This is a genomic window from Streptomyces sp. NPDC107575, from assembly GCF_055657265.1.
Map to the genome: position 1 here is coordinate 488,800 of NZ_JBVKBG010000001.1, position 13,996 is coordinate 502,795.

Annotated in this window: 13 protein-coding genes and 1 pseudogene; 5 read left to right on the plus strand and 9 right to left on the minus strand. The window is 70.8% G+C overall.

From position 1 onward, the window contains the following. Positions 1–83: 83 nt before the first annotated feature. Positions 84–779 (plus strand): annotated as a pseudogene (locus tag ACZ7L4_RS02275) (cation:proton antiporter); the annotation flags it as partial. Here ACZ7L4_RS02275 and ACZ7L4_RS02280 read toward each other — a convergent pair. The 5 genes from ACZ7L4_RS02280 to ACZ7L4_RS02300 form a co-directional block, all read right to left on the minus strand. Further along, positions 767–1,624, minus strand: coding sequence for a maleylpyruvate isomerase family mycothiol-dependent enzyme (locus tag ACZ7L4_RS02280; RefSeq protein WP_472098953.1), 858 nt, complete (start codon positions 1,622–1,624; stop codon positions 767–769). The pseudogene ACZ7L4_RS02275 and the gene ACZ7L4_RS02280 sit on opposite strands and share 13 nt — an antisense overlap. A gap of 94 nt (positions 1,625–1,718) precedes the next feature. Continuing rightward, the gene (gene proP / locus ACZ7L4_RS02285) at positions 1,719–3,206 is read right to left on the minus strand and encodes a glycine betaine/L-proline transporter ProP (protein ID WP_472098955.1); all 1,488 of its coding nucleotides are present in this window, start codon (positions 3,204–3,206) and stop codon (positions 1,719–1,721) included. Between the two features lie 89 nt (positions 3,207–3,295). After that, the gene (locus ACZ7L4_RS02290) at positions 3,296–4,531 is read right to left on the minus strand and encodes a hypothetical protein (RefSeq protein ID WP_472098957.1); all 1,236 of its coding nucleotides are present in this window, start codon (positions 4,529–4,531) and stop codon (positions 3,296–3,298) included. A 140-nt stretch (positions 4,532–4,671) separates the two neighbouring features. Next, positions 4,672–5,397: a chitinase gene (locus ACZ7L4_RS02295; RefSeq protein WP_472098959.1), complete on the minus strand. Its 726-nt coding sequence runs from the start codon at positions 5,395–5,397 to the stop codon at positions 4,672–4,674. A 136-nt stretch (positions 5,398–5,533) separates the two neighbouring features. Beyond that, positions 5,534–6,052: a lytic polysaccharide monooxygenase auxiliary activity family 9 protein gene (locus ACZ7L4_RS02300; protein WP_472098960.1), complete on the minus strand. Its 519-nt coding sequence runs from the start codon at positions 6,050–6,052 to the stop codon at positions 5,534–5,536. 370 nt (positions 6,053–6,422) lie between these two features. Between ACZ7L4_RS02300 and ACZ7L4_RS02305 the strand changes: the two genes are divergently transcribed. After that, a complete protein-coding gene (locus ACZ7L4_RS02305; RefSeq protein ID WP_472100355.1) occupies positions 6,423–6,872 on the plus strand; it encodes a VanZ family protein in 450 nt (149 codons plus the stop codon). Positions 6,873–6,946: 74 nt separating this feature from the next. Here the strand turns inward: ACZ7L4_RS02305 and ACZ7L4_RS02310 are convergent, their stop codons facing one another. Next, the gene (locus ACZ7L4_RS02310; RefSeq protein WP_385754852.1) at positions 6,947–7,153 is read right to left on the minus strand and encodes an EF-hand domain-containing protein; all 207 of its coding nucleotides are present in this window, start codon (positions 7,151–7,153) and stop codon (positions 6,947–6,949) included. A 223-nt stretch (positions 7,154–7,376) separates the two neighbouring features. Here ACZ7L4_RS02310 and ACZ7L4_RS02315 point away from each other — a divergent pair, with 223 nt between their 5' ends. From ACZ7L4_RS02315 to ACZ7L4_RS02325, 3 genes are read left to right on the plus strand one after another with little or no spacing between them, the layout of a single operon-like run. Continuing rightward, positions 7,377–8,774: a spinster family MFS transporter gene (locus tag ACZ7L4_RS02315; protein ID WP_472098962.1), complete on the plus strand. Its 1,398-nt coding sequence runs from the start codon at positions 7,377–7,379 to the stop codon at positions 8,772–8,774. Positions 8,775–8,829: 55 nt separating this feature from the next. Continuing rightward, positions 8,830–9,942, plus strand: a complete 1,113-nt coding sequence (locus tag ACZ7L4_RS02320; RefSeq protein WP_472098964.1) for an NAD/NADP octopine/nopaline dehydrogenase family protein — start codon at positions 8,830–8,832, stop codon at positions 9,940–9,942. Beyond that, positions 9,939–10,940, plus strand: a complete 1,002-nt coding sequence (locus tag ACZ7L4_RS02325; protein ID WP_472098966.1) for a 3-hydroxyacyl-CoA dehydrogenase NAD-binding domain-containing protein — start codon at positions 9,939–9,941, stop codon at positions 10,938–10,940. Before ACZ7L4_RS02320 ends, ACZ7L4_RS02325 begins: the two co-directional genes overlap by 4 nt. A gap of 19 nt (positions 10,941–10,959) precedes the next feature. On the opposite strand, the gene ACZ7L4_RS02330 is transcribed toward ACZ7L4_RS02325, so the two are convergent. From ACZ7L4_RS02330 to ACZ7L4_RS02340, 3 genes are all read right to left on the minus strand, one after another. Further along, entirely contained in the window at positions 10,960–12,072 is a 1,113-nt protein-coding gene (locus ACZ7L4_RS02330) for an SPFH domain-containing protein (RefSeq protein WP_472098968.1), read from the minus strand. A gap of 49 nt (positions 12,073–12,121) precedes the next feature. Further along, a complete protein-coding gene (locus ACZ7L4_RS02335; protein ID WP_472098969.1) occupies positions 12,122–12,559 on the minus strand; it encodes an NfeD family protein in 438 nt (145 codons plus the stop codon). 136 nt (positions 12,560–12,695) lie between these two features. Continuing rightward, the gene (locus tag ACZ7L4_RS02340) at positions 12,696–13,865 is read right to left on the minus strand and encodes a PucR family transcriptional regulator (protein WP_472098971.1); all 1,170 of its coding nucleotides are present in this window, start codon (positions 13,863–13,865) and stop codon (positions 12,696–12,698) included. Positions 13,866–13,996: the final 131 nt, after the last annotated feature.

Sequence of the window (13,996 nt, forward strand, 5' to 3'; positions counted from 1 at the left end):
CGGCCCGCCAATGGATGCCGTACCGGCCCGCTCCACGGATCCTCGGAGCAGCAGGTACCGGCCGCACATCAGGGGACGTCGTCGTGGAGCATCCAGGAACGCTGATCCTCATCATGGCCGCGGCGGTGCTCGCGCCCTTGCTGGCGCACGGTCTCGGCCGCTGGGTCCGGGTGCCTCTGGTCATCTTCGAGATCGTCCTTGGCATCGTCATGGGCCCCGACGTCCTCGGGTGGGCGCACTCCGAGGAGCTCACCGACGTGCTCGCCGACCTCGGCCTGTCCCTGCTGATCTTCCTCGCTGGCTACGAGATCCAGTTCGACGCCATCCGCGGAGACACCCTGCGCCGTGCCGTGTGGGCGTGGGTGATCTCGCTGGTCGCGGGTCTCGCGCTGGCCCTGGCCCTGACCGGTCTCGACTTTCCGCGCAGCGTCATCTTCGGTACCGCCCTCACCAGCACGGCCCTGGGCACGGTGGTGCCCCTCCTGCGCGACAGCGGCGATCTGCAGGGCCGGTTCGGCACCGTCACCATGGCGTTCGGCGCCGTCGGCGAGTTCGGCCCCATCATCGCCATGTCCGTCCTGCTCAGCGGGCGGGATCCCGGCCTGTCGACGGTCATCCTGGCCGTGTTCGCCGCCATCACCGCCGGAGCCGTGTACTGGGCGCTGCGCCCCCGGCCGCCCTGGTTCACCCGCGTCATCCAGACGACGCTGCACACCAGCGGCCAGTTCGGGGTCCGCTTCGTCAGGCGCCGGTTCCTCACGGGATGTCAGGGTGTGGCGATGAGTTCGCCGAGGCGTGTGGCGAGCCACGGGCGGCGGCCGCCCGCGCGCATGCGGCCGCTCGCGACCGCCTTCCAGACCGGGATCCGCCGGAACGACACCAGCAGGAACGTCGCCGGGGCCGCAGTGATCCGGCAGTCGTAGCGGCGCGTCGGCGCGTCCCGGGTGACGGTCGCCTCGCCGTCCTCGACGACGACGGCGAGCCGGGGGCCGCCCTTGATGGCGAGGTCGAAGGCGATGCGTACGCCCTGTGCCTTCGCCGTGTTCACCGTCATCGGCATCATCGTCGGCATCAACTGGCCGAGGACAAGGCCGGCTTCGTCCGGGCCGATCGGCCAGGGTGCCCCGGTGCCGCGGGCGAGATCGAGGCCGTGCACGAGGCTCTCGCTCAGCATCAGGCCGGTCAGGGCCGCCAGGGTGAGCGTCACCCCGGGGCCGTACCAGGGTGTCTCGACGGGGGTGTCCGGGGCCAGGCCCTCGGTTCCGCGCAGGAAGGCCGCGCCGCGCTCGGCGAGCAGGTCGGCGAGCGTGGCCCGTCCCGCCGGGTCGAGCAGCCCGATGGACCGGGCGTTCAGCGTGGTGATCCGCTCGACGAGCGGCCCGTCGCCCGGCGGCAGCACCTCGTCCCAGGGCACGGGTTCGTTCGACCAGTGCGCGCCGCAGGCCAGATAGACGGCGGCGAGGTGTGCGCCGACGTCACCGACCGTCCAGCCGGGAAGCCCCGACGCCGCCTCCTGGTCGGGCGCCTCCCGCACCGTACGGACGACGCGGGCGAGGACGGAGTCCAGCGCGGCGCGGGTTCTCGCGTGCTCGGTGACGGGATCGAATCCCATGACGGTGCCCATGCCATTCCCTCGGGAGTTGCGGACGGGCTCGAACATTACCGTCGGGTAGCACGTACGGGCAGGGGATTCGAGTGATGCAGGGGCAACAGGTCGGTCAGCGTGCCTCGGCCTCTTCCTTGGCGTAGCGGTACAGGTCCTGGGACGTGTCGATGAGTTCCTTCTGTTCCTCCTTCGAGCCGACCATCGGCTGGGAGCCGTTCAGCGGCAGTTGCGCGCTCTCCGGGAGGAACTTGACGGTCACCAGGCCGATGACTCCGGCCACCATCAGGTAGTAGGCGGGGATCAGTTTGTCGCCGGTCGCGTTGACCAGGGCCTCCGTGACGAGTGGTGTCGTGCCGCCGAACGCCGCCACGGCGAAGTTGAAGCCGATGCCCATCGCCGCGTACCGCACCGCTGTCGGGAACAGCGCGGGCAGCGTGGCGGCGCTGGGGGCGGCGAAGCAGGTCAGGAGCGTGGAGAGGATCAGCACGCCGAAGATGGGTGGCCAGGTGCCCTCCGACTTGATGAGGAGGAACGCGGGGACGGCCAGGAGGATCATGGCGATCGCCCCGCCCGCGTACAGGGGGCGCCTGCCGATGTGGTCGCTGAGGCGCCCGAGGAAGGTGATGAGGAGGACGATCCACACCATGCCGATGAGGACCAGGACGTCCGCCGAGCCGCTGGAGCGGCCGAGTGCTTCCGTCTGATAGCTCGGCAGATAGCCGGTGACCATGTAGTTCGTGACGTTGTAGAGCAGGACCAGGCCCATGCACACCAGCAGGGGCCGCCAGTGCTCGCGGACGATGGTCTTGAACTCGCTGCCGACCGACTCCTGGGCGAGGCTCTTCTCGTGCTCGTCGAGCTGCTGCTGGAAGGCGGGGGACTCCTCCAGCTTGAGCCGCATGTACAGGCCGATGACACCCAGCGGGCCCGCGATCAGGAACGGCAGGCGCCAGCCCCACGACAGCATCTGGGCGTCCGTGAGGGCGATGTTCAGCACGGTGACGAGCGCGGAGCCCAGGGCATAGCCGACGAAGGTGCCGAAGTCGAGCCAGCTGGACAGGAATCCGCGCCGTCGGTCCGGTGAGTACTCGGCGACGAATGTGGTGGCACCCCCGTATTCGCCACCGGTCGAGAAGCCCTGCACCATTCGGGCGACCAGGAGGAGAACGGGGGCGGCGATGCCGATCGTCTCGTAGCTCGGGATGAGGCCGATCGAGAACGTTCCGGCCGCCATCATGATCATGGTCGTGGCGAGCACCTTCTGCCGCCCGATGCGGTCGCCGAGCGGGCCGAAGACCAGGCCGCCGAGCGGTCGCACCACGAACGCGGCGGCGAATGTCGCGAAGGACGAGATCAGCTGGGCGCCGGGGGAGGCGCCGGGGAAGAAGACCTTGCCGATGGTGGCGGCGAGATAGCTGTAGACGCCGAAGTCGAACCACTCCATGCAGTTGCCGAGCGCCGAGGCGCCGACAGCCCGCTTGAGCAGGGGTTTCTCGACGACCTGGACGTCCTGCTTGCCATAGCCCCGCTTGGTGCGTCGCAGCCGGCGGTCCAGTTCCTCGCGCACATGCTGGGGCAGGCCCGCGACCGTCTCCGGCATGCGCTTGCGGCCTCTGGTGGTCGGGCCGTCAGAAGGTGTGTGGGCCACGTGCCGATGCCACCTCTCGCTGTCGTCCTCTTCTCTGCGCGTCAGGGCCGAGTCTCCGCACATTGATCACTCGGCGCACTTCGAGGACGACTGCCCGACATGTGCTTCGGCACACCGCGCTCGGCGATCGCGCTGACGGCGGTGGCCAGCAGGGCGAAACCAGCGCCTCCGGCGACGGCGGCAGCGGGTGACGCCGCGCTCAGGACCACCGCGGACAGCGCCGCGGTGAGGCCGTATCCGATGCCCCCGGCCGCGTACATGACGGAGTAGGCACCGGCGTGCGCGTGCTCGGGCAGGCGCGCACGCAGGCTGAGACTCCGGGTGATCATGACGCCCGACTGGAAGACGCCCGCGAGGAGGAGCCCGGCCGCGATACCGGGCAGGCCCGGCAGGACCGCGACCAGACCTACGCATCCGGCGGTGACCGTGAGCAGGACCAGACTCTGGGTCCGCGCGGAGCCCCGCCAGGACCGCATGCCGTAACAGAGCGCCCCGGCCGCCCCCGACAGCGCGAAACCGGCGAGCAGCGGACCGGCCCAGCCGACAGCCACCCGTCGGTCCTCGAGGAGCGCGGGCAGGACGAGCTCCGCCGTGGCCAGCATCGTCATGGCGGCCGCGCTGGTGAGGTAGATCGGCCAGGCGGACAGCAGGCCCCGGCCCGCCGCTGCCCCGGAGCGCCCGGCGGGTCCGGTGTCGGATTGTTCGGGAAGGCGCGACAGCAGCAGCGAACCGGTGGCCGCGAGGACGCCGCCCAGCAGCAGCGGCGCCCCGGCGTCGGCCTCCAGGGCGAGGAGGACCACCAGGCCGGGCGACGCGGCCCAGATGATCTGGGTCAACGTGGCCTCCACGCTCAAGGCGCGCGGCACGGCGGTGTCCTGCACCATGCGCGTGAGGAGGACCCGCGCCCCGCCGGGGCAGGCGGCCGGTGCCGCGCCCGCCAGGAAGGCGAGACCGATCAGCACCGGCAGCGGGGCGGAGCGCGCGAACGGCAGGGCCACGAAGGCGCACGCCCCGACCGCCAGGCCGCAGGCCAGCTGCCGCCGCATCCGGCCACCGCGCAGGCGCGCCCCGAGCACAGGCGCACCGGCCACCTCGCCGAGGACGTACGCGGAGGCCAGTACGGCCCCCGAGGTGTACCCGCCCGCGCCGTGCCGGCTGAGGAACACCAGGGCCAGCGGCGCCATGGCCACCGGCGTCCTGCTCACCAGCGAGACGAGCATCCAGACCACGAACTCACCGCTCATCGGGACCCGGTGGCCGGACGGATCGGCGGACACGGCGATCAGCCCCTCACCTGCTCGACCCGGAAGCCACCTGCTCGACCCCAGAAGCGTTCCAGCCGGCCCGCGGCGAGGCAACGCCCCTTCAAGGACGAGTCCCGGGTCACCGCCGCGGGCCGGCCGCCGTCACCGCCGCTTCAGCAGCTCAGGTTCGCTCCCGGGTCGACGCCCAGGATCTGGCTGAACTTCTTGTAGTTGTCGATACGGCTCTGGACCTGGCCGGGGTTGGCGCCGTTGCACTCCAGGGTGCCGTTGATGCTGCGGATGGTCTCGCCGAACCCGGCGCCGTTGACCATGGCGTTGTGCGGGGTCATGGTGCCCGGCCCGCTCTGCGTGTTCCAGTACCACAGGCCGGTCTTCCAGGCGACGGCCGCGTCGTTCTGCACGAGGTCGGGATTGTGCAGCAGGTCGATGCCGAGCGCGTCGCCCGCCGCCTTGTAGTTGAAGTTCCAGCTGAGCTGGATCGGGCCGCGCCCGTAGTACTTGTCGGTGCCCGCCGGACAGCCGTACGGCTGCGAACTGTCGCAGTAGTGCGGGTAGTTGGCGGTGTTCTGCTCGACGACGTAGACCAGGCCACCGGTCTCGTGGCCCACGTTGGCGAGGAAGGCGGCTGCCTCCTGCTTGCGCACGGTGTCGCTGCCCGTGCCGGTGAACCCCGGGTAGGCGCTGAGCGCGGCCGTCAGGCCCTCGTACGTGTAGAAGGGGTTCCGGCCCGGAAACATCTGGTCGAACTGGCTCTGGCTGACGACGAAGTCGGCCTGCGCGCCGACCTTTTCGGCGGACGCGGGTCCGGCGAGGGTCAGCGGGGCGAGGACGGCGGCGCATGCGGTGGCGATCAGCAGACTGGGTGTGCGGAGGCGCATGGCGAAGCACTCCGATCGAGGGGGGAGTGGTGGGGGGGGGTGTGGGGGGGTGTTGTGCGGCGCCGCGGGCCGTGACGGACCGGAAGCCCGACGTGGGGAAGACCCGCGACGCCGCCGTACCGAGGTGCTCGCTCGCTCAGCCGCCGACGTTCACGTCGATGCAGGCGTAGAACGCGTTCGTCGTGTCGGCGATGTTCCAGACGGCCAGCACCTTCTGTTTGCCCGTCAGCGAGCCGAAGTCCACGTCGTGGGTGACCGTGGCGCCCGGCTTCGCGCCGTTGTCGTTGAACTCGGCGATCTCCTGGCCGCCGACGAAGTACTGCCACGTGCTGGTGGCGTGCTGCGCCGTCAGCTTCCACTCGAAGGTGGTGCTGCGCGAGACCGGGGTGGCGACCCAGCCCTTGGAGTCGTCGTCGAGCTCGGCGAACCGGCTGTTGCCGCCGCTGCAGCTCGTCAGCCCCTTGGGGCCTTCGACGCTCTGCGGTTCGTAGGTGATGTCACCGCAGGAGACGGTGCCCGCCGCGCACTGTGCCTGGCGGCTGGGCGGAGAGGAGATGTGGCCGTGCGCGCTCGCCGAACCGGCGGGAAGGCTGACGGCGATGACCGGGGCGAGGGCCGCGCCGATGAGCGCGGCGGTCTTCCTTCTGGCGTTCATGCGTACTCCTTCACTTCAGGTCTTCCCGGGGCGTGCGTGAAGTGGGGGCGCACGTCCGGGCCGGCCTCTCGAGGGTGGGGACCAAGAGGCGCGAAGGGGGCAGGAGGGGTCCGCCCGACGCATGGCGCGGGTGAACTCCCTTGAGCAGAGCGGCCGTTGCTTGGACTAGACCATACAAGTGGTGGTGGACGTGTCAAGGTCTTGGTGGGGAGGACGGGGCGGTCGCGGACCGACGAGTTCCGGCCACCCGGCGGGCTCGGGCCCGGCCGGGCGTGTGCGGCGCCAACTCCGTGGTATCCGGCGGTACATGGACAACGAATCCCGTACGCGGCGGTACTCGTGGGGCCGGCGGCTGGTCCGGGCCTTCGTGATGGCGGTCGGTTTCGTCTGCATGGTGGCGTTCGCCGTCGCGCTGGCGAGGGCCACCCTCGTCCCCTCGCCCGGTTCGGAATCGCTGACGCACACCAACCTGCGCCCGGGCAGTTCGATCGGCCTGTACCTCGACCAGCCCGACTGGCGCGACGCCATCAAGCAGGTCGGCGGGAACGTCCTTCTCGGGGTGCCGTTCGGCGTGCTGCTGCCGGTGCTCTTCCCGCGCACCCGCGGATTCGTCCGGGTGGTGCTGATGACGGCGTTCGTGATGCTGACCGTCGAGTTCGCCCAGGGCCTGCTGGTCGCAGGGCGGGCCTTCGACATCGACGACGTGATCCTCAACGCGGCGGGCGCCTTCGTCGGATACCTCGTCGCCGGGCGCCGGCTCGGCCGGGCGCTGCACCCGCGCCGTGCCCATTGGTGGCGCCCGCTGAGCCGCCGGGCCTGACGGTCGCCGTCCGACACACCTGTGCCCCCGGAGTCACGACCCCGGGGGCACAGGCGGTGGTGCGATGCGCGAGATCACAGACCCATGGAGGCCCGGAACTCCTCGAACGAGACCTTGCGGTCACCGTCGCTGTCGATGGTGTCGATGAGCTCCTGCGCGGCCTCCGCCGTGACACCCGTGTCACCGAGCTCCGCGACGACCTGCCGGTACTCTTCGGCAGTCAACTGCCCGTCCCCGTCGACGTCGTACCGGTCGAAGACCTTCCGCGCCGCGGCTGTCATGTCGACCACTTGATCCTCATTTCCTTGCTGTGCCAAGACCGGCCCCACTCTAGGACCTCGGGGAACCCGCCCCGACCCGGCCCACGTGATGCGGGAAATCCCCGATCCCGCACCGGGATTCCAGGGATGGCTCACCGAGTTGGGCGTGGCTAGCCTCTGATCCCTGGCCAGCTCCATCTCGTACCGGGCACCACCCCACCCAGACCCGATGAGGCGCCGTCCCATGACCGAGCAGTCCCAGCTGTCCGAAATCCATCTCGAACCCGGCCCCGGGCCCCGGATGTCCGAGCGGTACAAGAACTACATCGTCGGCATCTGCACGGCCGCCTACGTCCTGTCCTTCGTGGACCGCCAGGCCCTGTCGCTGATGATCGAGCCCATCAAGCGGGACCTGAGCCTGACGGACACCCAGTTCAGCCTCCTGAGCGGGCTCGCCTTCTCCGTCCTGTACTCGGTGATGGGCCTGCCCATCGCGGCGCTCGCCGACCGCCGCTCGCGTCCCGTGATCATCTCCATCGGCATCGCGCTGTGGAGCCTGGCCACCGCGCTCTCCGGGCTGAGCAAGGGGTTCGCCCACATGTTCCTGGCCCGGGTCGGGGTGGGTGTGGGCGAGGCGTCGCTGACCCCGTCCGCGTACTCGATGTTCAGTGACATGTTCCCCAAGAGCAGGCTCGGCCGGGCGGCCGGGATCTACTCGCTCGGCTCGTTCATCGGCGGCAGCGCCGCGTTCTTCATCGGCGGGTACGTCATCGGGCTGCTCAAGGACGTCGACACCGTGGCCGTCCCGCTCGTGGGGGAGGTGCGCGCCTGGCAGCTGACGTTCTTCATCATCGGGCTGCCCGGACTGCTCGTCGCGCTCGTGTTCCTGCTGACGGTCCGCGACCCGGTGCGGCGCGGCCTGGCGAGGGACTCGGCGGGCGCCGTACGCAAGGTGGCCATGCGTGATGTGTTCACCTTCCTGCGCGGCCATGCGCGCACGTTCTTCTGCCACTACGTGGGCTTCTCCTGCTACGCGATGGTGCTGCTCGGCCTCATGGCGTGGATGCCGGCCTTCTACATGCGGGCCTTCGGGCTGAGCCCGACCGAGGTCGGCTACGTCCTGGGCGGTGTCGTGCTGCTGGCCAACGGCTCGGGCGTGCTCTTCGGCGGATGGCTCGTCGACCGCCTCACCAAGCTCGGCCACCCGGACGGGGCGATGCGCGCGGGTGTCGTCGGCGCCGTCGGCATGCTCGTACCGGTCATCGTGTTCCCGCACGTCAGGCCGCTGTGGCTGTCGCTGGTGCTGCTCGCGGTCACGATGTTCTTCGCCTCGTTCCCGATGCCCGCGTCCACCGCCGCCATGCAGGTGCTCAGCCCGAACCAGATGCGCGCCCAGGTGTCCGCCGTGTTCCTGCTCATCTCGAACCTGTCCGCCGTGGGCCTCGGCACGACGCTGGTCGCGCTGGTCACCGACGAGCTGCTCGGATCGAGTCAGCGCATCGGTACGTCCCTGTCGCTGGTGTACGGCGTCGCCTCGGTCGGCAGCATCGTGCTGCTGTGGCGCGGCTGCGCCCACTTCCGCCGCAGCCTCGCCCGCGAGGAACGCCTCGCCGCACAGACGCCGGACATCGCCGTCGCCTGATCCGGACCTGCGCAGCCACGCTTCGTACGCTCAACTGAAGGGAACGGAAGCACACATGGACATCACCATCCTCGGCGGCGGGCACGGCTGCTTCGCCGCAGCGGCCGAACTCGCGGAGAACGGTCACACCGTGCGCTGGTGGCGGCGTGACACCAAGGCCCTGGACGGCCTGCGCGAGCGAGGCGCCCTCACCGTCCGCGACCACCGCGGCACCAGGGACGTCACCGTGGGCGACACGGCGCGCGCCGGGACGATCCGCCTCGTCGCGGACCTCGCCGATGCCGTACGGGGCGCGCGCCTCGTCGTCGTACCGCTGCCGGCGACCGTGCACGAGGACCTGGCGGCCCGGGTGGCACCGCTGCTGGAGGAGGGCCAGGTGGTGTTCCTCCCGCCGGGCACCTTCGGCACCGTGCTCTTCGCCAGGGCGATGGCCGAGGCGGGCAACACGGCGGACGTCGCGCTCGCCGAGACCGGGACGCTGCCCTACCTGGCGCGTACGCACGGACCGTACGAGGTGGTGGTGAGCGGGTACGCGACGCGCCTGCCCACCGGCGTGTTCCCCGCCCGCTCGTCCGACGCCGCGTTCCGCGTGCTGCGCGAGGCCTACCCGTCGGTCGAGCCGGTCGAGGACAGCCTCAGCGGCGCGCTCATGAACGCGGGTCCTGTGATCCATCCGCCGCTCATCCTCATGAACGCCGGTCCGCTGGAGCACAGTTCGGCCTGGGACATCCACAACGAGGGCACCCAGCCCTCGATCCGCCGGGTCACCGACGCCCTCGACGCCGAACGGATCGCGGTCCGCGAGGCGCTCGGCTACGCGGCCCCGCACTTCCCGCTCGCCGACCACTACGCGGCGGACGGCGACGAGTGGATGTACGGGCGCGCGGCCCACGAACGGCTCACGGACAGCGGCGACTGGCGGGAGAGGATCGACCTCCTCGACCACCGCTACATGCTGGAGGACACCCGCCTCGGCCTGTCCTTCCTGGTGTCGGTGGGACGCTGGGCCGACGTCCCCACGCCCGTCGCGCAGGGCCTGTTGAGCATCGCGTCCGCCGTCACCGGCAGGGACCTCTACGCCGACGGCCGCACGCTGGAGTCCCTCGGCCTGGCCCGGCTCTCCCGCCCCGAACTGACCAAGCTGCTGCACGAAGGGCTGCCCGCATGACCGACACGGAACGCACCGACGTGGTGGTGATCGTCGGCGCCGGGCGCATGGGGCAGGGCATCGCCCGTGCCTTCCTGGCCGCCGGGACGGATGTCACCCTCGCGGACGTCAAGGAGACGGACGAGGACCGGGCGGGGTACCGGAAGGCGGCCGAGCAGCAGGTGCTGGAGCGCCTGCGAACCCCAGGGACGGGCGACGGTCGAGCTCCCCAACTCCTCGTCTGCGACCGCGAGTCGGCCCAAGACCGGCTCGCGGCCGCGGACGTCGTGTTCGAGGCCGTGCCCGAGGTCATCGAGGTCAAGCGGGACACCCTGTCATGGGTCGACACACATGTGTCCGCCGACGCGGTCATCGCCTCCACGACATCGACCTTCCTCGTCACCGAGATCGCCGACCTGATGGCCGACCCGAGCCGCGTCCTGAACGCGCACTGGCTGAACCCCGCCGACCTCATGCCCCTCGTCGAGGTCAGCCGCAGCGACCGCACCGCCCCCGCGCAGGTGGAGCGGATGACCGAACTGCTGCGCCGCATCGGCAAGATACCGGTCGTCTGCGGCCCGGCCGCCGGCTACATCGTGCCCCGCCTCCAGGCCCTCGTCATGAACGAGGCGGCCCGCATGGTCGAGGAGGGCGTCGCGAGCGCCACCGACATCGACCTGGCGGTCCGCGCCGGACTCGGCACACGCTTCTCCGTCCTCGGCCCGCTCGAATTCATCGACTGGGGCGGCGGCGACATCCTCTACTACGCCTCCCGCTACCTCGCCGCCCAACTCGGCGACCGCTTCCGCGCCCCGGCCGTGGTGGAGGACAACATGACGTCCCACCGCCGCGGCCTCCAGGACCACACCGGCTTCTACGCGTACGACCCCGAGCACATCGCCGCGTACCAGGCGGGCCGCATGCGGGAGTTCGAGGAACTGCTGCGGCTGCGGGGGCCGGAGCTGAGGGCGGAGCCGGTGTTGTCGGAGCGTGCGGTGCCGCCGGCGGAGGACGACTGAGGCGTACTGGACCGGGAGCTCAGTCGGCGGCCGGCTTCCCCCGCCCCGGCGTCGAGGTCGTCCTCGCGGCCTCGGCCTCCGCCTTCGCGTGGTTGACCGCGGCGGCGGCCTGCTTGGCGACCTCGTCGGCCGCTGCGGCGGCGGTGGTCTGCGGCGGACCCGGCTCGATCTCCGGGGTACCGGTGTCGTCCGCGGAGCCGGTGTCGGTGTCGTCGGAGGCGGACTCCTCGGGCTGCTGCGCGTTCTTGGGCAGGCCCATCGTCGAGTGGTCGCCGAACGCGCTGGAGACGGAGCGGACCGCCTCCGTCAGCTCTCCCGGGATCACCCAGAACGTGTTGTTCTCGCTCTTCGCCAGGTGCGGCAGCGTCTCGAGGTACTTGTAGGCGAGGATCTTCGGGTCGGCGTTGTTGCGGTGGACGGCCTGGAAGACGCGCTCGACCGCCTTCGCCTCGCCGTCGGCCCGCAGGATCATGGCCTGCTGGGTGCCCTGGGCCTCGAGGATGTCCTTCTGCTTCGTGCCCTCGGCGGTGAGGATCTTGGCCTGTCGCTCGCCTTCGGCGTGCAGGATCGCCGCGCGCTTGTCGCGCTCGGCCCGCATCTGCTTCTCCATCGCCTCCTTGATGGTGTTCGGCGGGTCGATGGCCTTGATCTCGACACGGTTGACGCGGATGCCCCACTTGCCGGTGGCGTCGTCGAGGACGGTGCGCAGCCGGGTGTTGATCTCCTCGCGCGAGGTGAGGGTCTCCTCCAGGTCCATGCTGCCGATGACATTGCGCAGCGTGGTCACGGTGAGCTGGTCGATCGCCTGCAGATAGTCGGAGACCTCGTAGGCCGCCGCCCGCGGATCGGTGATCTGGTAGTAGAGCACGGTGTCGATGTTCACGACGAGGTTGTCCTCGGTGATGACCGGCCTGGGGTCGGACGAGTAGACCTGCTCGCGGACATCGAGCTTGGTGTTGACGCGGTCGGCCACCGGCACCACGAGATTCAGGCCGGGCTGCAGCGTCCGGCGATACCGGCCGAACCGCTCGATGTTGTAGCGGCGGGCCTGCGGGACGATCCGCACGGAGGTGGCCACGAGAAAGATGACGACGATGATCGCCACCAGAATCGGGATGAGAATGGCTTCCACGCTTCCTCCGTTGCTGGATGGTCGGCCGTGCAGGGCGTGCACGGCAGGTTCAGGGCAGGAGCTCTCTGGGGTAGACCACCGCCGTCGCGCCCTGGATCTCCATGACATCGACCAGCGCCCCCACGGGGATCACCTGGCTCTCGTCGAGGGCGCGCGCGGACCATTCCTCGCCTGACAGCTTGATCAGGCCGCGGGTCGCGGTGACCTCCTGCATGACCTGGGCAGGCTTGCCGATCAACGCGTCGCTGCCCTCGCGGGTGAGGGGCGTCTGGGCCAGGTGCCGCAGGACGACAGGCCGTACGAGGACGAGGCCCGCTGCCGCCGTGACCCCGAGTGCCACGAGCTGGCCGAGCAGACCGACGCCCACGCCCGCGACCACCGCCGTCACCAGGGCCGCGCCCGCGAACAGCCCGAAGACCAGCGTCAGCGTGAAGAACTCCGCGGCGCCCAGCCCCGCGGCGGCAAGCAGCCAGAAGTACCACGGCATGGCGATCAGCCTCCCTCGGGCGACCTCGTTTCCAAGCTACCGTCTGGAACACCGGACAGAACAGACTTAACCGGCGTGGTTCTGGCGTGTCAGCATCGCCGACGTCCCGCCGCTCCCGGCGGACGGCCCCCTGCCGTCATCCCTGCGCACTCCCCTCCCGCTCAAGACACACCACGGACGCCACGAGCCCGTCGAACGTCCCCACGTCCCAACCGGTCAGCGTCCGCCACCGGTCGAGTCGGTACTTGGCGCTGTTCGGGTGGATGCTCAGGGCCCGGGCGCACGCGGTCAGGGAGTAGCCGTGGGCCGCGTAGGCCCGGACGGTCTCTGCCAGGCGGGGGTGGCGGGCGGCCGCCGCGGCACCGGGGGCGAAGAGGGTGTCCAGGCGGTCCCCGGCGCTGCCGAGCGTGGCCAGGAGCCAGGTGTCGGAGAAGCGGACGTCCTGCCGCACCCGCCGGGCCCGCTCCAGCGCCTGGCCCGCGTCGGCGAAGCTGAGCACCGCTCCCGCGACGCCCGGGCGCCGGAGCCCCACACCGGCCAGTGCTTCCGGCTCTCCCTCGTGGACGGCCGTCAGGACGTCCTCCGCCGTGCAGCCCTGCGCGACGACGGCCGCGACCCCCGTGTCGTAGCAGCAGTGCGCGACACCCCCGAGGTGCCCCAGGGCCTCCAGAGCCTGGTTGACCGCGTCGGCCTGGAGCTGGGCGACACCGTCGAGGCACACGACGAGGAATTCGCCGTCCGGCTCGAAACCCAGGGAGCGTGCCAGGGCCTCTTGTTTGTCCTCGCCGAGCGGGCCGCCCGCGAGCGCCCCCAACAGGTCGCGGCGCAGGGCCTGTTGGGTGGCCTGGCGGCTGCGCGACTCGGCCGAGTGCGCGTCCGCGACCACCGCGCTGAGCCGGTGGAACCAGCTCCACAGCAGCCCCACCTCACCCACCAGCGCGAGCGCCAGCTCGTCGCTGCTGCGGGCCTCCGTCAGCAGCTCGTTCCAGATCTCCCGGTACGCGATGTGGAACGCCTCGATGACATCGGCCAGGGCCAGACGCTGGGTGGAACGCCGCCGGCCGAAGGACCGCGCGTGCTCGCTCGCGGCGCCGGACGGCGGCCGGCGGGCGACAAGTCCCTCGATGATGAAGCCGAGTTGGGCATGCACGTCCTCGCGGTGCTCCGCGTAGGGGACGACCACGTAGCCGGGTATCTCGGACCGGATCCGGTCGGTCACCGCCGCCGTGATGTCCGCGAGGCGGTCGGCGACCGCGGTGACCGGGGGCGGGGCGGCCTGCGCGTCGCGACGCTGCTGTCCGGGCATGTACGTACGCTCCTTGTGACATCCACGAAGAACCGGGGGCAGATTCGGGGTTCTCCCGCTGGGGACGCAGCGTATCCACGGTAATCCTTGAGGGGTCCCCGACCCGTACGCGTACACGCCCAGGGAGAGCA